14 protein-coding genes are annotated in these 18,879 nt (G+C 69.1%); 7 read left to right on the top strand and 7 right to left on the bottom strand.

Features of this window, described 5'->3' with window-relative positions; genetic code table 11:
* The first annotated feature begins 3 nt into the window (after window positions 1-3).
* From DIE06_RS33230 to DIE06_RS33215, 4 genes are all read left to right on the top strand, one after another.
* The gene (locus tag DIE06_RS33230) at window positions 4-1,053 is read left to right on the top strand and encodes a patatin-like phospholipase family protein (protein ID WP_124665064.1); all 1,050 of its coding nucleotides are present in this window, start codon (window positions 4-6) and stop codon (window positions 1,051-1,053) included.
* A gap of 138 nt (window positions 1,054-1,191) precedes the next feature.
* A complete protein-coding gene (locus DIE06_RS33225; RefSeq protein ID WP_185733539.1) occupies window positions 1,192-1,731 on the top strand; it encodes a hypothetical protein in 540 nt (179 codons plus the stop codon).
* 139 nt (window positions 1,732-1,870) lie between these two features.
* Window positions 1,871-2,800, top strand: coding sequence for a glyoxalase (locus DIE06_RS33220; protein ID WP_124665062.1), 930 nt, complete (start codon window positions 1,871-1,873; stop codon window positions 2,798-2,800).
* Window positions 2,800-4,257 carry an alginate export family protein gene (locus DIE06_RS33215; protein ID WP_124665061.1) on the top strand — a complete coding sequence of 486 codons (1,458 nt, stop codon included), beginning with the start codon at window positions 2,800-2,802 and terminating at the stop codon, window positions 4,255-4,257. Before DIE06_RS33220 ends, DIE06_RS33215 begins: the two co-directional genes overlap by 1 nt.
* 18 nt (window positions 4,258-4,275) lie before the next feature.
* On the opposite strand, the gene DIE06_RS33210 is transcribed toward DIE06_RS33215, so the two are convergent.
* Together DIE06_RS33210 and DIE06_RS33205 are read right to left on the bottom strand one after the other, a co-directional pair.
* Window positions 4,276-5,181, bottom strand: coding sequence for a LysR family transcriptional regulator (locus tag DIE06_RS33210; RefSeq protein ID WP_124665060.1), 906 nt, complete (start codon window positions 5,179-5,181; stop codon window positions 4,276-4,278).
* Window positions 5,182-5,332: 151 nt separating this feature from the next.
* Window positions 5,333-6,241 carry a helix-turn-helix domain-containing protein gene (locus DIE06_RS33205; RefSeq protein ID WP_124665072.1) on the bottom strand — a complete coding sequence of 303 codons (909 nt, stop codon included), beginning with the start codon at window positions 6,239-6,241 and terminating at the stop codon, window positions 5,333-5,335.
* A 385-nt stretch (window positions 6,242-6,626) separates the two neighbouring features.
* Between DIE06_RS33205 and DIE06_RS33200 the strand changes: the two genes are divergently transcribed.
* The 3 genes from DIE06_RS33200 (at window position 6,627) to DIE06_RS33190 (ending at window position 12,333) form a co-directional block, all read left to right on the top strand.
* The gene (locus DIE06_RS33200; RefSeq protein ID WP_124665059.1) at window positions 6,627-9,524 is read left to right on the top strand and encodes a winged helix-turn-helix domain-containing protein; all 2,898 of its coding nucleotides are present in this window, start codon (window positions 6,627-6,629) and stop codon (window positions 9,522-9,524) included.
* Between the two features lie 110 nt (window positions 9,525-9,634).
* The gene (locus DIE06_RS33195) at window positions 9,635-11,566 is read left to right on the top strand and encodes an amidohydrolase (protein WP_260433859.1); all 1,932 of its coding nucleotides are present in this window, start codon (window positions 9,635-9,637) and stop codon (window positions 11,564-11,566) included.
* A gap of 95 nt (window positions 11,567-11,661) precedes the next feature.
* Window positions 11,662-12,333, top strand: a complete 672-nt coding sequence (locus tag DIE06_RS33190) for a phosphohydrolase (RefSeq protein WP_124665058.1) — start codon at window positions 11,662-11,664, stop codon at window positions 12,331-12,333.
* Between the two features lie 88 nt (window positions 12,334-12,421).
* On the opposite strand, the gene DIE06_RS33185 is transcribed toward DIE06_RS33190, so the two are convergent.
* The 5 genes from DIE06_RS33185 to DIE06_RS33165 all read right to left on the bottom strand — a co-directional run bounded on the left by DIE06_RS33185 (window position 12,422) and on the right by DIE06_RS33165 (window position 18,869).
* Entirely contained in the window at window positions 12,422-13,534 is a 1,113-nt protein-coding gene (locus DIE06_RS33185; protein ID WP_124665057.1) for an alkene reductase, read from the bottom strand.
* Window positions 13,535-13,842: 308 nt separating this feature from the next.
* Window positions 13,843-14,760, bottom strand: coding sequence for a LysR family transcriptional regulator (locus DIE06_RS33180; RefSeq protein ID WP_124665056.1), 918 nt, complete (start codon window positions 14,758-14,760; stop codon window positions 13,843-13,845).
* A 70-nt stretch (window positions 14,761-14,830) separates the two neighbouring features.
* Window positions 14,831-17,092: a molybdopterin cofactor-binding domain-containing protein gene (locus DIE06_RS33175; protein WP_124665055.1), complete on the bottom strand. Its 2,262-nt coding sequence runs from the start codon at window positions 17,090-17,092 to the stop codon at window positions 14,831-14,833.
* Complete coding sequence (locus DIE06_RS33170) at window positions 17,089-17,592, bottom strand: (2Fe-2S)-binding protein (RefSeq protein ID WP_124665054.1); 504 nt, start codon at window positions 17,590-17,592, stop codon at window positions 17,089-17,091. The genes DIE06_RS33175 and DIE06_RS33170 overlap by 4 nt, the downstream gene beginning before the upstream one ends.
* On the bottom strand, window positions 17,589-18,869 hold the full coding sequence (locus tag DIE06_RS33165) for a cytochrome c (RefSeq protein WP_124665053.1): 1,281 nt from the start codon (window positions 18,867-18,869) through the stop codon (window positions 17,589-17,591). The genes DIE06_RS33170 and DIE06_RS33165 overlap by 4 nt, the downstream gene beginning before the upstream one ends.
* Between the last annotated feature and the right edge of the window lie 10 nt (window positions 18,870-18,879).

Below are 18,879 nucleotides of genomic sequence, written 5' to 3'. Positions count from 1 at the left end.
GGCATGACAACCACGCACACGAGACGCCGCAACGATGTCCCGCGCAAACCGATCGCGCTCGCATTGCAGGGCGGCGGCATGCACGGCGCCTTCACCTGGGGCGTGCTCGACCGGATGCTCGAGGACGGCCGGCTCGAAATCGAAGGCGTCAGTGCCACCAGTGCCGGCGCGATGAACGCCACCGTGCTCGCCTACGGGATGCAAAAGGGCGGCGAAGACGGTGCGCGTCAGGCCCTGCACGACTTCTGGCGCGCGGTCGCGCATTCGGCGGAGCGCTACAACCCGCTGCGCTGGGCCCCCTGGCTGAAGGGCACGCACAGCTTCGGGCTCGATCATTCGCCGCTCTATGCATTCGCCGACATGATGCTGCGCGTTTTCTCGCCCTATCAGTTCAATCCGAACAACCTGAATCCGCTGCGCGAGGTGCTCGAGAGCCAGGTCGATTTCGACGCGCTGCGCAAGCACTGTCCGATCCGGCTGTACGTGTGCGCGACCAACGTCGAGACGGGGAAAATACGCCTCTTCACGGGAGAGGACGTCAGTGCGGACGCGGTGCTTGCCTCCGCATGCGTGCCGACACTGTTCCAGGCGGTCTCGATCGATGGCGAGTTCTACTGGGATGGCGGGTACATGGGCAATCCAGCCATCTATCCGCTCATCTACAACTGCGCGACGCGCGACGTCGTGATCGTGCACATCAATCCGCTCGTGCGCCGCGGCGTCCCGATCACGGCCGCGGAGATTCTCAACCGCATCAGCGAGATCAGTTTCAATTCGTCGCTGATGCGCGAGATGCGCGCCATCGCGTTCGTCACCGACCTGATCCAGCAAGGCACGATACAACGCGGCGAGATGAAGGAAATGCTGATCCATTCGATTCGCGCCGACGACGCGCTGAGCGCGTTGAGCGTATCGAGCAAGTACAACGCGGATTGGGGCTTTCTGAGCGAGCTGCACGACCACGGGCGACGCGAGGCGGATGCGTGGCTCGCGCATCACTACGGCAACATCGGACAGCGGTCGAGTATCGACATTCGCAGGGAATTTCTCTGAGCGCATCGCGGTAATGTCGGCATGGGGCGCGCAGGCGCAGCCGTCCCGGGCCAAGGAGCGAACGTGAACCGGACGCAGGCGCGGTTCGTCGCGTTGTGGTCGTGCAGCGGCGGGATGCATGCCGAGGAGGTCTATCGCATGCTCGCGCAATGCTATGCGGAGCCGGCGCGCCATTACCATACGCTCCTGCATGTCCGGCGATGCCTGCGTCATCTCGACCTGGCGCGCGGCGCGATTGCCGAGCCGGACGCCGTCGAGCTCGCGCTCTGGTTCCATGACGTGATTTTCGTGCCGGGCGCGCAAGACAACGAGCAGCGCAGCGCGGACTGGTTCCGGCACCAGGCGCGGGGGCGAATCCGCGCGAGCGACCCGATCTGCGCGATGATCCTCGCGACGACCCACGCGGGGATCGCCGCGGAACCGGATACCCGCTTCGTGTGCGACATCGACCTGGCCGCGCTCGGCGCGTCCCGCAGCCGATTTCGCGAAGATGGCCGGCGCCTGCGGGCGGAGCGCCCCGATCTCGACGACCGGGCATACGACCGCCATGAACGGACGATTCTGCGCGGGCTGCTCGAACGTCCGCGCATCTACCTGACGGATTTCTTCCACACGCGCTGCGAGGCGCGCGCGCGCGGCAACCTGAGCTGGCGGCTGGGTTTGCCGAGCCCGGCGTGACGGCGCGCGTGATCGGCGGCGTCGCGCACATTCAGAATAATTCAGGATGCCGCCATGACTTTAAGGCTCATCTTCTCTAGTCTTGCTGACGTACCGCCGCACGGGCCGCGCGCCAGTCGGCAAGCTCAAGGAGAACTCGATGATTGCCCCGAAGTTGCGACAGGTATTGATGACGACCGCCGTGTTCGGCGCATTGCTGGCGACCGCGCCGGCCCATGCCGATACGACGCGCCTGGTCGATTCCGCGTCCGGGCGGGTGCCGGCCGTCGCGGTCGGCCCGCAATACGATACGACGCACGTCTGCGTCGCGCCGGAAGATTTCGACCGCTTTACCGACAGCTTCGTCGCGACGTTCGGCGGCAAGAAGTCGAAGCAGGGCGTGTTCCAGGTCACGCCGACGCCGAGCCAGACGATGTCGCAGCTCGTGCTCACGCCGGTCGGCACGGTTTCGGTATTCGGCTTCAAGACGCCGATCCCGTACCCGTTCTGTGACGAGCGCACCGGCTATCTCGTCACCGACATGGACGTCGCGGTGAAATCGGCGCGCGCGCACGGCGCGGATGTGATCGTCGACACGTTCCCGGACCCGATCGGCCGCGACGCGATCGTCCGCTGGCCCGGCGGCGTGAACATGCAGCTGTACTGGCACACCGAGGCGCCGCATTACGACGCGCTGCAGACGGTGCCGGAGAACCGGGTGTACGTGTCGCCGGAAAGCGCGAACAAGCTGGTGCACGATTTCGTCGCGTTCTCGCGCGGCAAGGTCGTGTCGGACGTGCGCCACGCGCCGGGCGTCGAGATCGGCCGGCCGAACGATACGTACCGCCGCATCCGCATCGAATCGGGCTTCGGCAAGATGACCGTGCTCGCGACGGATGGCCATCTGCCTTACCCGTTCGGCCGCGAGATGACGGGCTACGAAGTGTCCGATCTCGCCACGACGCTGAAGCAGGCGCAGGCGGCCGGCGTGACCGTGCTGGTGCCGACCTTCACGTCGGACGGCCGCGACGCGGCGCTCGTGCAGTTCCCGGGCGGCTATGTCGCCGAGATCCACGCGCGGTCGAAGTGATGGGACACCCGCCGAGGAAACGCGCGTGGCGCGGCATGTTGCCGGCCGCCATGCTGGCGGCGGGCGCCGCGACGTATGCCGGTACGGCGGCCGGTGCCGACGCGTCATCGGCGCCGTCCTCGGCCGACGGCACGGCGTGTACCGCGAAGCGGCCCACCGTGCTGTTCAACCGCTGGCAGGAAGACTGGTCGGTACTCGCGAATCCGTGCGTGCCGCGCAAGCCGCTCGATGCGCTGAAGTACATCCCGCTGGGCGGCGACCCGTCGACGTACCTGTCGCTCGGCGCGAACCTGCGCGAGCGCTTCGAGCTGAACAACGCACCGCTGTTCGGGCTCGGCGCCGCGCATGACGATCATTACGTGATCCAGCGCACGAACGTCCACGCGGACCTGCGCTATGCCGGGCATTTCCAGGCGTTCGTCCAGTTCGAGGATGCGCGGCCGTTCGGCAAGGATACGGTCGGGTCGGTCGATCGCGACCAGTTCGACATCGAACAGGCGTTCGTCGCGTATGTCGACCAGCTGGGCGGCGGCACGTTCAAGACCCGCATCGGCCGGCAGGAGATGGCGTTCGACTTGCAGCGCTTCGTGTCGGTGCGCGACGGGCCCAACGTGCGTCAGGCGTTCGACGCCCTGTGGGCCGATTACGAAATCGGCAAGTGGCGGCTGATCGGCTATGTGACGCGCCCGGTGCAATATCGCAACGACGCGGTGTTCGACGACGTGTCGAACCGTCACCTGAGATTCGACGGCGTGCGCGTCGAGCGATCCGGCGTGGGGCCCGGCGACCTGTCGGCCTACTGGTCGCGCTATACGCGCGACAACGCACGCTATCTTGCCGGGGCCGGCACCGAACGGCGCGACGTGTTCGACGTGCGCTACGCGGGCAAGTCGGGGCAGCTGGACTGGGACGCCGAGGCGATGCTGCAGACGGGGCACATCGGACCGGACACGATCGGGGCATGGGCGTTCGGCACGCTGGCCGGCTACACGTTCACCCAGATGCCGGGCGCGCCGCGCATCGGCATCCAGGTCGATGGCGCGTCGGGCGACACGCATCCCGGCGACGGGCGCATGGGCACCTTCAATCCGCTGTTCCCGAACGGCTATTACTTCACGCTCGCCGGCTACACGGGCTACAGCAACCTGATTCATGTGAAGCCGTCGCTGACGTTCAAGCCGGCCAGCAACGTGACGGTGCTGACCGCGGTCGGTTTCCAGTGGCGTGCGACGACGGCCGACGCGATCTACGGACAGGGGATGTCGGCCGTGCCCGGCACGGCCGGCAAGGGCGGCGCGTGGACGGGCATGTATGCGCAGGCGCGGGTGGACTGGCTCGTGAATGCGAACGTGGCGCTGGCCGTCGAGGCCGTGCACTTCCAGATCGCCGACTCGATCCGCGCGCTCGGCGCGCGCAATGCCGACTATGTCGGCATGGAGGCCAAGTTCGGCTGGTAACGCGGCGCGCCGTGCGATTCAGTGCGGCGCGCGAGCCAGCGCCTCGACAAAATCCATGAACGCCGTGACGCGCTTCGAGCCGCGCTGATTCGGCAGGTAGAGCGCGGTGACGACCGAGCGGGCCGTATCGGGCGTGACGTCGTACTGCTCGAAGAGCCTGCGCAGGCGGCCCGACCGGAGGTCGGCGTCGACGAGCCAGTCGGGCAGCAGCGCGATGCCGGCGCCGCCGAGTGCGGCCTCGCGCAACACCTCGCTGTGGTTCGATTTGAATCGCCCCGCGACGAACACCTTCGTCGCGCCATGCGCATCGGCGAACGACCAGGCCTGCTGGTCGCCGCCGAAATGAAAGCGCAGGCACGTGTGCTCGCCCAGCTCGCCGGGCGTCGACGGCGTGCCGTGCGCATCGAGATAGTCGGGGCTCGCGACGACGTAGCGCTGGAACGTGCCGAGCGGGCGCGCGACGACCTCCGCGGACGGTGCCGCCTCGCCGAGCCGGATCGCGACGTCGATCCGCCCCGCGACGAGATCGACGCGTTCGTCGGTGAGTTGCAGATCCACGTCGAGCTTCGGATGGCGCGCGAGGAATGCGGCGACGTGCGGTGCGATGCGGCGCACGCCGTACGCGACCGGCACGGACACGCGCAGCGGGCCGGACGGCTCGTCACCGCGATCGGCGACGAGTGCGTCGGCCTCCGCGAGCTCCTCCAGCAGCCGCTTCGCCCGTGCGTAGTAGACGGAGCCGGCATCGGACAACGTGACCTGGCGCGTCGTGCGGTTCAGCAGCACGGTGCCGAGCGACGCCTCGAGTGCGTCCACCGCACGCACCACCGACGAAGCCGCGAGATCGAGGCGCCGCCCCGCGCGGGAGAAGCCGCCGGCTTCCGCTACTTCCACGAACGCGCGCAGCGCGGAGAATTTGTCCATGTCGTCGTCTTGATGCGTGCCGCAACGATGCGTTGCATGCCGCTCGCATTCTATCGTCCGGCCGACGGCATGGATCGCACCGGGTGCCAGTCTTCAGAACGATTCAAGTGCCGCTGCAAGCGTGCGTGAACCGGCCGTCGGCGCGGGCGGCTCAGCGCGACATGCCGCGCCGCCATGCGCCGGGCGGATGGCCGACGATGCGCGCGAAGACGCGGTTCAGGTGGCTCTGGTCCGCGAAGCCGCAGACGCCCGCGATCTCCGCGAGCGTCATGTCGGTCGTCTCGATCAGCTGGCGGGCGCGGATCACGCGCTGTTCCAGCAGCCATTGATGCGGTGTGCGTCCGGTCGTCCGCGAGAACGCACGGATGAAATAGCCGCGCGACAGATCGCATTCGTGCGCGACTTCCTCGATCGACACGCCGAGGTTCGCCTTCTCCATCAGAAGCTCCTGCGCGAGCGCGACCTTGGCCGGCGACAGGATGCCCTTGCGCTCCAGGTCAGGCGCGCGCGCATGGCCGTAACGGCGGGCCAGATGCGTGCCGATCGCGAGCCCCATCTGCTCGACGAACAGCGCGTTCAGCGCGCCGGGCCCGTCGAGGCTGTCGGCGACCGCGTGCGCGAGATGGCCCAGCACGGCGTCCTGCACGTCGGGCGCGCAACTCAGGCCGCCGATTTCCATGCCGTCGTGCTCGCGGCCGAGGTCGTCCAGGTAGCGCTGCGACAGCTCGACGAGGACGAAATCGAACTTGCCGTACAGGTCGGCGCGAAAATGCCGCGAAAAGTCGCGAACGTAGATGGAGTGGGGCTGAAACCATCGCTCGGATTGGCCGGATCCGCGGTAGATCGTGCGGCGGTGGCCGCCATTCAGCGACACGCCGACCAGGAAGCCGCGATCGCTGGCCGCCATCTCGATGCGCTCGAACTGTTCGTCGCGCATGCATTTGCGGTGGAGCGTCAGGCCGCCCGTGGACCTTTCAATATCCTTGGCGAGCAGGCTCGAGATGCATCCGAGCGTGTCTTTCGGCGGTGCCGGCGGTGGCGCGGCGAGGGGATGGGGCATGTCGGAAAATCCTTCGGAGTCGGACGCCGGGCGAGCGCCCTTGCGTCCGGTACATACGGCGGGCCCGATAGGCCGACGATAACTTGAACAAATGTCCGCTGCTTGACGAAATGCTTGCAGCGGACCGTTGCGCGCGGTGCCGGGGCACGATCGGCACGCACACACGCGATTGCGAATGATATCGCCCGATCCGCATTCGCGCCGTGCCTGGTGGCCGGCGCGGGGCGACAGCGCATTTTCCTTCAAGATTTCCGGAAATGCCACGTATACACTCGGCCCACTTCTTAGAGACTTTGAACCCGCCTGAAGGGCAGGCCGGGTGCGGACTCCCGCCGGTGATCTGCTGCGTTCACACGGCGGTCATCGTGGGGAACCTGGAGGCGCCATGATCCAGATCGGGGCTTTATCGGTGGATTTCGAGCAGCGGGACATTCGCCGCCACGGCGCGTCGCTGCGTATTGGCGCGCGCGCGCTCGACATACTGGAAGTACTGCATCGCGCCAACGGTTCCGTCGTGTCGAAGGACGACATCATGGATGCCGTCTGGCCCGGCCTGATCGTCGAGGAAAACCGGCTGCAGGTGCATGTCGCAACGTTGCGCAAGGCGCTCGGCGCGAGCCGCGACCTGATCAAGACCGTCCCGGGCCGCGGGTACCTGCTGATCGCGAATCCGCCCGTCGCGCACGCGGTGGCGCCGCACCCGGCTGCCGCGGCACGGGATGCCGCGGCACGGGATGCCGCGGCACGGGATGCCGACGCGGCAGATCCGACCCCGTTCGTCGGACGCCGGGCCGAGCTCGAGCAGATCGTCGACATGATCGACCGTGTGCCGGTCGTCACGCTCGTCGGCGCGGGGGGCATCGGCAAGACGAGCCTGGCCGACCGGGTCGCGCACGCGCTGCGCGGCCGGACCGGCGAGCGCGTGCTGTTCGTGGAACTGGCGCGCGCCACGTCGCGCGACGACGTGCTGCTGGCGATTGCCGCCGAGCTGGGGCTCGAGACGGACGGCGTGCCGGCCGTCGACCGGATCGGCGCGGCATTCGCCGTTTCGCGCGACCTGCTCGTGCTCGACAACGCGGAGCACGTCGTCGACCTGGTTGCCGACCTCGTCGAGTCGCTGACGGCGCGCGCCGCACCGCTGCGGGTGCTCGTGACGAGTCGCGAACCCCTTCATATCTCGATCGAAACCGTGTTTCGCGTGAGTCCGCTGGCGGTGCCCGACGGCGCTGCCACGGTCGACGAGATCGCGCGTCATGCGGCCGTCGAGCTGTTTCTGGCGCGCATTCGCGCGGCCACGCCCGATTGCGTGGTCGACGCGGCCGGCATCCGGCTGATCGGCGATATCTGCCGGCGGCTCGACGGGCTGCCGCTCGCCATCGAACTGGCTGCCGCGCGCGTGGCGACGCTCGGGCTCGAGGTCGTCGCGTCGCGTCTCGACGACCGGCTGAACCTGCTGACGGGCGGGCTGCGTTCCGCGTTGCCGCGCCATCAGACGCTGCGCGCGACGTTCGACTGGAGCTACGTGCTGCTGGATCCGGCCGCGCGTGCGCTGTTTCGCCGGATGGCGTGCTTCGTCGGCCCGTTCACGTTCGATGCCGCCCGCGACGTCGCGATGGATCCCGCCATGTCTGCCGCCGACATGACCACGGTGCTCGGCGAACTGGTCGCCAAGTCGCTGGTGACCGTCGAGTTCAACGGCACGCAGGCGCGCTACCGCCTGACCGAATCGACCCGTGCGTACGCCCTCGAGAAATTGCACAACGAGGGCGAGTTCGACCGCATCGCCGAGCGTCATGCACGTCATGAACACGCGCAAGCGGAAGCCCGCGCGTCGGCTCGCGCGCACGCCGCGCGCGTGGCCAGCGCGCCCGGGCCCGCGGCCACGGCGGTCGAGCCGCCCGTCCCGGAAGCCGACGCCTTGGCGCGCGCGTTGCGGGAACCGGCGCGCATGCGCGACTGTTCGATACCGGCGAGGCGTGCGCTCGATGCGATCGATGCCGGCGCGCTCGGGGCCGTCGATGCGGTGCGCGAGATGCGCTTGCGCGCGGCCTACGCGTCGGCGCTTCTGCATACGGACGGCGATACGCAGACGGTCGCCGCGATGTGGGAGCGCACGCTCGGTCTCGCCGGGCGGGTCGGCGACGACGCATTCGACGCGTGCGCGCTGGTCGGGCTGTGGAACACGATGCTGACGCGCGCCGAGATTCACGAATCGCTGCGCTATGCGATGCGCTTCGAGCGGGCCGCCCAGCGGCGCGGCGACCGGTCGCAACGGGTGCTGGCAAACGCGATGGTCGCGACTTCGCTGCATTACTTCGGCGAGCATGCGCAGGCGCGCGAGCGGCTGGAGGCGGCGACGGCCGAGCTGGCCGAAACGGGCGAACCGCCTTGCGCGGTGGCGGCGCTCGGCGTCGACGTGGCGACGCTCGGCCGGACGATGCTGGCGCGGCTCGTCTGGATGCAGGGCGATCCGGAACAGGCGATGCGGCTCTGTGCGCAGGCGGTCGAATCCGCGCGCCGCAGCGGGTCGGCGCTGGCGTCGTGCATCGTGCTCGGCGCCGCGGCCGTGCCGATCGCGTTGCGATATGGCGATCACGACGTGATCTCCGACTATCTCGCGACGCTGCGATCGACCGCCGAGGCGAACGGGTTCGACATCTGGCTCAGCCACGCGGAATGTCTCGCGGGACAGTTCGACATGCAGGCCGGCCATCCCGGCGCCGGGATGGCGCGGCTCGAGCCCGCGCTGCGACGCATCGAGGCGAGCGGATTCCGGCGCCTGCTCGCGCCGCTGATGGTCGCGTATGCGGAAGGGCTGACGCGCACGGGTCGTGCCGCGGAGGCCCGCGCGAAGCTCGACGCGATGCTCGCGTGCTGCCGCGCGCGAGGCGAGCATCTGTTCGTGCCGGAACTGCTGCGGGTCAGGGGGCTGGCGATGCTCGAACAGGCACGCACGGCCGACGCCGAGCGCGCGATCGCATGCGATGCGGACGGGCACCGGCATCTCCTGATGGCGATCCATGCCGCGAACGGGCAGGGCGCGGCCATGTGGGCGCTGCGCGCCACGCTCGATCTCGCCGATCATCTGATCGAGCGCGGGCGTATCGGGCAGGCGTCGTCGCTGGTGGCCAGCCTGTCCGCGCCCATCGATCCGCAATCGCGCGCGTTCGACGTGCGCCGCCTGGCGCGGGTGAAGTGCTTCATCCGCCCGGAGACGATGCAGCCGGCGGGCGATGCGCGCATGCGGCACGCGCTGGCCGACACGATGCAATCGGCGGCATGACGGCGCGCGCGGACCGCGCGGGACACGCCCGCGCGCCGCGGCCATCCGTCTGTCCGATCGTTCAACATTCAAGGGAGGGTGGATGGTCCGTGTAACGTCAAACCGCAGGCATGCCGCGCGCGGTCGCATGCCGGCCGGCGGTGCGAGCGGGGAGGCTGACGGTGCTTAGAGCGACGCAATCCGCGGAGTCGGCGGACCTCATCGTCTACAACGGCAAGATCGCGACGCAGGACGACAGGCAGTCGTTCGTGACCGCGCTCGCGGTGAAGGACGGCCGGATTCTCGCGGCCGGCAGCGGACACGAGGTCATGCGCCACGCGCACGACGACACGCTTCACATCGACCTGAACGGCCGCACCGTGATCCCGGGGCTGAACGACTCGCACTTGCACGTGATCCGCGGCGGCCTGAATTTCAACCTGGAACTGCGCTGGGACGGCGTGTCGACGCTGGCCGAGGCGCTCTGCATGCTGCGTCGCCAGGTGCTGCGCACGCCTGCGCCGCAGTGGGTGCGCGTCGTCGGCGGCTGGACCGAATTCCAGTTCGCGGAAAAGCGCGGGCCGACGGTGGCCGAACTCAACGCGATCGCACCCGACACGCCGGTCTTCGTGATGCATCTGGGCGACAGCGCGCTCCTGAACGCGGCCGCGCTGCGCGCGATCGGTTATGGCCGCGACACGTCCGATCCGCCCGGCGGCGAGCTCCAGCGCGATCGTGCCGGCAGGCCGACCGGCATGCTGATCGCGCGCCCGGACATGGCCATCCTGCATGCGGCGCTCGAGCAGGGCCCCAAGCTCGGTTTCGACGAGCAGATGAATTCGATCCGGCACTTCATGCGCGAACTGAACCGCCTCGGCGTGACCAGCGCGATCGACGCCGGCGGCGATTTCCAGGCCTATCCGGACGATTACGCCGCGATCATGGCGCTCGCCGAGCGCGGCGAAATGACGGTGCGCATCGCGTACAGCCTGTTCGCGCAGCATGCGGGGCGCGAGATCGACGACTATGCGCGCTGGATGACGCTGGCGCAGCCCGGCGACGGCGACGCGTTCCTGCGGATGAACGGCGCCGGCGAACTGCTGGTGGTTTCCGCAGCCGATTTCGGCAATTTCCTCGAACCGCGCCCGGACCTGCCCGACGTGCTCGAGGCGGAGCTGACCGCGGTCGTCCGGCTGCTGGTCACGCGGCGCTGGCCGTTCAGGCTGCATGCGACCTACGACGAATCGATCGGCCGCTTCCTGAACGTGCTCGAAGCCGTGAACCGCGACGTGCCGTTCGACGGCCTGCGCTGGTTCTTCGATCATTGCGAGACGATTTCGGATGCGAACATCGCGCGCATCGCGGCGCTCGGCGGCGGCGTGACGGTCCAGCACCGGATGGCGTTCCAGGGCGAGTACTTCATCGCGCGCTATGGCGCGCAAGCCGCCACGCGCACGCCGCCGATCCGCGCGATGCTGGCGGCCGGCCTGCCGGTCGGTGCCGGCTCCGATGCGACGCGCATCGCGAGCTACAACCCGTTCGTGTCGCTGTACTGGATGGTGTCCGGGCGCACGGTCGGCGGCACCGTGCTCTACCCGGAAGGCAACCGGCTGAGCCGGATGGAGGCGCTGCGGCGCTATACGGTCGGCAGCGCGTGGTTCTCGAACGAGGACGATTGCAAGGGCGCGCTGGTACCTGGCCGGTATGCGGATTTCGCGGTGCTGACGGACGATTACTTCACGATCGACGAGGCGCGCATCAAGCACCTGTCGTCGGTCCTGACGATCGTCGACGGCAAGGTCGTGCACGCGGACGACGAATTCGCGCCGCTGGCGCCGCCGCCGCTGCCGGTGAGTCCGGCATGGTCGCCCGTGGCCGAATTCGGCGGCAGCGGCCGGCGGCACCCGGCTGCGTCGGCGCAGCCGCGCGTCGCGGCCGATGGCGGCCGCGAGACCGGTTTCGCGCGCGAATACGGGCGCCGTCTCGCGCGGTGTCTGCAGGCGGCCGCAACGGGATTCGTCGAGCCGTGCAACGCCTTCGGCTGCGTCGGCGCGGCCTGCTAGACGATGGATGTCGGCATGTGTGGTGGCTACCTCGACGCGTGCCGGGCGAAGAATTAACAACCTTCCGGCCCCGGCACGGGGCACCAGGAGACAACATGAATGCTGCGCACACGTGCGCACCGGCCGACGACGAAGTCGCCGGCGTGCGCATTCCGCGCACGCCGATCGCGATCGAGGCCGCCGAAGCCGCGAGCGCGTCGCTGCCGCGCGTGCTCACCGATCACGCTTGCCGGGTGTTCGTCCTCGCGTCGCTCGCCGCGCGCCGCGCGAGCGAGACGTGCGATGCCGACGCGCTGTACGTGGCCGCGATGTACGCGAACATGGGCCTGAGCACCGCCTATTGCCGCTCGAGCGCGCGCTACGAACTCGACAGCGCCGATGCCGCGCACGCTTTCCTGCTGCGGCACCGGACGCCGCCGCACCTGTGCGACGACGTATGGCGCGCCATCGCGCTGCATACGACGCCCGCCGTGGCCGCACGTGTGTCGCCGCTGGCGCGTGCGCTGTCGTCCGCGGTCGCGACGGACCTGATGGCCGCGGCCGTCGACGCGTATTCCATCGACGAGCGCCGCGCGCTGCTCGCCGCGTACCCGCGCGGCGACGGGTTCGGCGCGGCGTTCCTCGATGCGGTCGCGCGCGGCGTCGCGCACCGGCCCGCATCGACGTTCGGCACGTGGAGCGCCGACGTGCTCGAGCGGGCCGACCCGGATTTCCGTCGGCCGAATTTCTGCGGACGCGTGCTGGGTGCGCGCTGGAACGACGCCTGACGGCGCGATGGCGAAGCGACGGCCGGCTTCTGTCGCGGCCGGCATGTCCAGACGGTCATTGCGCCGGGCCGCCGCGTCGCTGCCGGGTTCAGGCGGCCGGTTCCGCCGCGCCGTGCCGTGCATAGTCGACGTATCCCGCGCGGTCGCCGCCATACCAGCCGACCGACCGCGGCGCGGCGAGCGGCGCATGCATGGCGATGCGCTCGACCAGATCCGGGTTCGCGATGTAGGCGCGCGCGAATGCGACGAGATCGGCGTCGCCCGCATCGATCAGCGCGTTCGCGGCGTCCGGCGCGATGCCGCCGTTGACGATCAGCGTGCCGCCGAACGTCTTGCGCGCGTTCCCGACGATGCGCGGCAGGTCGGGCTCACCGCTCCAGCCGTTGGTGTCCGCCGCGTGCAGGTAGGCGACACCCGCTTCGTCCAGCATGCGGCCGACGTACGCGTACGTCGCATCCGGATCGGCGTCGCGCACGTTGTTGTAGTGCGCGTACGGCGAGATGCGCACGCCCACGCGGCTGATCGGCATCACGCCGCCGACCGCATCGACGATCTCCTCGAGGAAGCGCGCGCGGTTCGCGACCGAGCCGCCGTAGCGGTCGTCGCGGCGGTTCAGCGTCGACGACAGGAACTGGTGCGGCAGGTACCCGTTGGCCGCGTGGATCTCGACGCCGTCGAAGCCGGCCGCCATCGCGCGGGCGGCCGCGCGGCGGAATTCATCGACCGCCGCGGCGACTTCGTCCGTCGTCATCGCGCGCGACGGCGTCGCGTGGATCTTCGTGTAGTAGCCGTTCTGCAACTGCGCCCACACCTGCAAATGCTCGAGGTCGTCGTTGATGCCGGACGGCGACAGCGGCGCGTCGCCGCCGAGCAGCGTCAGCGAGCTGACGCGGCCGCCGTGCCACAGCTGCGCGAAGATGTGGCCGCCGTTCGCATGGACCGCGTCCGTGACCTGCTGCCAGCCGGCCGCCTGCGCGTCGGTGACGAGCCCGGGCGTCAGTTCGAATGCCGCGGACGCGTGGCTGACGTTGGTCGCCTCGGTGACGATCAGGCCGGCGGACGCGCGCTGCGCGTAATACTCGGCCATGAGCGCGGTCGGCTGGCCGCGCGCCGGCGCGCGTGAACGCGTCATCGGCCCCATCACGACGCGGTTGGGAAGCGGCAGGCCGCGCAGATCGTAGGTGCTGAGCAGGGAAGACATGGTGGACTCCTTGAACGAGATGTCGGGCGCCTGTGTGCCGGGCGGCGCGTGGCGATTCCGCAAGCGGCGCGCCGGGCACGCCGCATTGCCGTCAAGACTATTGATCGAGCGATCACAGCGGAATACGTCCGTCGCGCAATCGAGCATTGCGTTCCGCGCAAAGGCGTGGCATGCCCGCGGGCACCGGCGCCGCTGTGCGGCGGCGAAGGCGAAGGCGGAGGCGGAGGCGCAGGCCGTGTCGAGGCCGTGCAAGCGGTCGGGGCGGCGGCGCGCGTTGCGCGTCCGGGCAGGATCGCCGGTGGCCGCGTTCAGCCGCGCTCGCCCTGCAGCGTCGGAATCCGCGCGAACAGGCCCGCCAGCCAGTCGACGAAGATCTTGAGCTTGACGGGCGTGTGCCGATTGGGCGGATACAGGATCGAGATCGGCCGGGGCGGCGTGTTGAAATCGGTCAGCACCTCGTGCAGCCGTCCCGATTTCAGATACGGCTCGACCAGGTAGAGCGACGTCTTGATCAGGCCGATGCCCGCGACGCCGCACTCGATGTAGGTATCGGCGTCGTTGACCGCGACCGTGCCGCACATCTGCACGATGCGCGTTTCGCCGTCGACGACGAAATCCCACGACCGCGGCCGGCCGGTATCGGCCGAGATGTGGCTGACCGCGACATGCTGCGCGAGATCGTCGACCGTTTCGGGCGCGCCGCAGCGCTCGAGATACGCGGGGGCCGCGCACGTGCAGGTGGTCAGGCTGCCGATCCGTTTCGCGATCATGCCCGAGTCGTCGAGCGCGCCGATGCGCACCACGCAATCGACGCCTTCGCCGACGAGGTCGATCTGGCGATCGGTCACGCCGAGTTCGATCGAGATGTTCGGATGGGCGGCGAGAAATTCGGGCAGCGCCGGCACCATGATCTGCTTGGCCATGGCCGGCGGCAGGTTCACTTTCAGGCGGCCGCGCGGCACGTTGCGCGCCTGCGAAACCGCCGCTTCCATGTCGTCGATTTCGCGCAGCACGCCGACGCAGCGTTCGTAGTAAGCCTGCCCGTCCTCGGTCAGCGAGATGCGGCGGGTCGTGCGGTTCAGCAGCCGGCAGCCGAGATGCTGTTCGAGCGTGCTCAGCAGCGCGGACACGCGCGGCGTGGTGAGCCCGGTCGTATCCGACGCACGCGTGAAACTGCCCGTTTCGACGATGCGCGTAAACACGCGCATCGAAAGCAAGGTATCCATCGTTCAGAAATCTCCAGCCTGTCGAGTGTCGGCGCCGGTTCGTGCCGGCGCGATCGGTGGTGTGACGACGCTAGGCGTCGATGCGTTGCCTGAGCCCTTCGCCGGCAAACGGCATGTCGCGCGGGCGCTGGCCGGTCGCGTCGAAGATCGCGTTGGCGAGCGCGCCGGCGGTCGGCCCCATCGACGCTTCGGCCGCGCCGAGAAACGGTGCGCCGGGACGGTTGATCAGGTGCACCTTCACGCCTTGCGGCGCTGCCGGGAAACGCAGGATCGGATAGCTGCTCCAGTCGAAGCTGCGGATGCGCTGCGTATCGTAGTTCAGCGCCTCGTACAGCGACCAGCTGGCGGCCTGCACGATGCCCCCCTCGATCTGGTTGCGGATGCCGTCCGGCGACACGATCTGGCCCGCGTCGACGGCGACTTCCGCGTGATCGAGCGTCACCTGGCCCGTTTCCGGCACCACCGAAATCTCGACCGCGATCGCGACGTAGGCCATCAGGTTCTTGTATTTGCCGAACGCGAAGCCCACGCCGCGGTTGCGCGCGCGCGGCGGGCGGGGCCAGCCGAATTTCGTCGCGGCGAGCTGGATCACCTGGCGCGCGCAGGGATCCTGCATGTGACGCAGCCGGAATTCGACGGGATCGATGCCGGCCGCGTGCGCGAGCTCGTCCATGAAGCTTTCGATCGACCAGATGTTCGTGTGCGCGCCGAGCGAGCGCATGGCCGACGTCTGCAGCGGCATCGTCGGCGAGAAGTGGTTGACGATGTGCAGGTTCGGCAGCGCATACAGCGGGATCGCATTGCGATCCCCGCCGCCCTCGGGCTGCAGCATCGGCGTCGACGGCGCGGGGACGAACGGCGGCTCGAGCATTCGCGCGGGCAGCAACCGGCCGGCATTGACGATGCGTTCGTTGTGCGAGCTGCTCCACAGCGCGTATTTCCAGTCGACGATACGGCCGCCGGCGTCGAGCGACGCGCTGATCTCGGTGACCATCGCCGGCGTGAAGTGGTCCCACGTGTGCTCCTGTTCGCGCATCCACTGGACGCGAATCGGCTTGCCGGGCATCGCGGCCGCGATCAGCGCCGCATGCGCGGCCGCATCGTCCGCGCCGTTGTGCCCGTAGCAGCCGGAGCCCTCCATGTGAATGCAGCGGATCGCCGCCTTCGGCATCGACAGCATCTCGGCGAGCGCGTCGCGCAGCGGATACACGCCTTGCGAGTGGGTCCACACGGTCAGCGTGCCGTTCTCGAGATGCGCGACCGAACAGGACGGCCCGATCGAGCCGTGCAGCAGGTAGTTCTTCCGGAACGTGGCGCTCAGCGTCTTCGCCGCCGGCGCGGTGGCCGCATGCGTGTTGGCGATCTCGATGTCCTGCGTGGCGATGCGCTTCAGGTCTGCATGGACCGTCGCGCGATCCGGCAACGCGCGGCCCGCCGACCAGCGGCTGCCGGCGGCCAGCGCGCGCTGCGCGACGACCGCCTGCCATTCGCCCTGGGCGACGACGGCGAGCATGCTGCCGTTGCGCACGATCCGCACGACCCCCGGCATCTTCAGGATCGCGGCTTCGTCGAACGACTGCAGCTTCGCGTCGTACACCGGCGGCATCACGACGCGCGCATGCAGCATGCCGGGCAGTGCCATGTCCTGCACGTAGCTGACGCCGCCCGTGACCTTGTTCGGAATGTCGACACGCGGCAGCGACGTGCCGATCACGGCAAACGTCGCCGGGTTCTTCAGTGGCGACGTCGGCGTCGCGTTGCGATGCAGGTCGACGATGCGGACCGCATCGCCATAGCGCATCGTGCGGCCGTCCGGCGCCTTGATGACCGCGTCGGCGACCGTGAGCGTGCGCGGATCGACGCCGAACTGCTTCGCCGCGCCGTCGACCAGCAGCCCGCGCACCTGCGCGGCGGCGTTCAGCAGCGCGGAGCCGCTGTCCGCCATCGTGTGGCTGCCGGCGGTCAGGCCTTCGTCCGGCGATGCGCCGGTGTCGGCGGTCAGGAACGTGATCAGCGCGGGCTTCATGTTCAATTCCTCGGCCGCCACCTGCAGCAACGCGGTGCGCACGCCGGTGCCGAGCTCGACCTTGCCCGTGAACACGGTGACCCGGCCGTCGGGGGCAATCCTGATCCACGCATCCAGCAGCGGATTGGTCTTCAGGCTGCCGGCCAGCGTTTCGGTGGCTCCGGATACATGGACGGCCGCGCCTTCATCCGCGATCACGACCTCGGCGGCGGCGCGAGCGGCCGGCGCGAGGCTGAACGCGACGAACAGCGCGCCGGAAACCATGAAGTGCCGGCGGCCTTCGTCGATGTCGTCGGGTGCGTTCATCGGAGCCCTTTGCTGATCGTGACGGGTGCGCCGGCCGGCTGCGGATCCGGCAGGCCCGCGACCTGGCGTACGGCCGCCAGGATCCGCAGATGGGTGCCGCAGCGGCACAGATTCGGTTCCATGTGGGTACGCAGTTCGCGTTCGGTCGGTTTCGGGTTGCGTTCGAGCAGCGCCTGCGCGCGCATGATCATGCCCGCGATGCAATAACCGCACTGCGCCGCCTGGTGATCGATGAACGCCTGCTGAAGCTTGCCCGGCCGCTCGGCGGTGCCGAGGCTCTCGATGGTTCTGACGCTGCGCGTGCCGACCGCCGAGACCGGGATCAGGCACGAGAACATCGGCTTGTCGTCGACGATCACGGTACAGGCGCCGCACTGTCCGAGGCCGCAGCCGAACTTCGCGCCGTGCAGGTGCAGGTCGTTGCGCAGCGCATAGAGCAGCGGCGTGGACGGATCGATGTCGAGCGTGTGCCGCGCACCGTTGACGGTGAGGGTGATCATCGCGGGCTGTCCTCCTTTCTGAGCTTCGCGGCCATGGCTTCGGCGCCGTTCCAAGCGGGGCGATCCGAGTACGTTTCGCGGATATAGGCGGCGAGGTCCGCGATCTGGCGGTCGTCGTACGGGTCGATGTACGACGGCATGTAGTTCAGCGTGTCCTCGCCGTGCCAGCCGATGCCGTTGAACATCATCTGGATCGCATTGCGCGGCGTGTCGGCGGCGACCGCCGTGCTGAACGCTAGCGTCGGCCGCTCGCCGATCGACTGCATCGGCGCCGCCGGCCCGTGGCACTGCGCGCACGAGGCCTGGAACAGCACCGCACCGCGTTGTCCCTCGGGCGTCCTGGGCGGGCGCGCGGCTTCGACTGCGCCAGTTCGCGGGCCGCCCGGTTTCTGGATCGACAGGATGTACGCGGCGATCGCCTCGACGTCCTCCGCCGGCACGGTCGCGAGATCGCGCGTGACGGGCAGCATCGGTCCGGCGGCCGCGCCATGCTCGCTCGCGCGGCCGGTGCGCAGGTACGTCACCAGTTGCGCCTGCGTCCACGGACGTGCCGCGTTGCCGAGCATATTGAGCGGCGGCGCGTCCCAGCCGTCGACGAGGCCGCCGTCGAACGCCTTGCCCGCCTGTTCGCCGCCGATCGCGTTCAGCGGCGAGTGACAGGACGCGCAGTGGCCGAGACCGTCGACGAGCGCCTTGCCGCGATTCCATTGCGCGGATTGCGACGGGTCCGGCGTGTACGCCCCCTCGCGCAGGAACAGGACGTTCCAGAACGCGACCAGCGGGCGGAAGTTGAGCGGGAAGATCAGGTCGTTCTTCGGCGTCTTCGCCTGAACCGGCTCGCGCGTCATCAGGTACGCATACGCGGCCGCGATGTCGTCGTCGGACATGCGCGTGAAATGAATGTACGGGAAGGCCGGGTAGAGCGGATGACCGTCGCGGGCGATGCCGCGGCGCAAGGCGCGCGCGAAGGCTTCGCGCGACCAGCGGCCGATGCCGGTATCGGCGTCCGGCGTGATGTTGGTCGCGTAGATCGTGCCGAACGGCGTCGCGAGCGGCAACCCGCCGGCGAACGGCTGGCCGTCCTTCGCGGTATGGCAGACGATGCAATCGCCGAGCGCGACCACGCGCGCGCCGGCCCGCACGAGTCGAGGATCGAACGATGCGCGCGCGGGCGGATCGATCGGCGCGATCGACGGGCGGATCATGATGGCGGCCGCGATGGCCACGCCGATGATCGCGACGCCGGTCAAACCGAACCAGAGTCGTTTGTGCTTCATGCGCGCTCCA

Source organism: Burkholderia sp. Bp8998 (assembly GCF_003854235.1).
In the GTDB taxonomy this organism is placed as follows: Bacteria; Pseudomonadota; Gammaproteobacteria; order Burkholderiales; family Burkholderiaceae; genus Burkholderia.
This window is presented reverse-complemented; position numbering and strand designations above follow the sequence as displayed.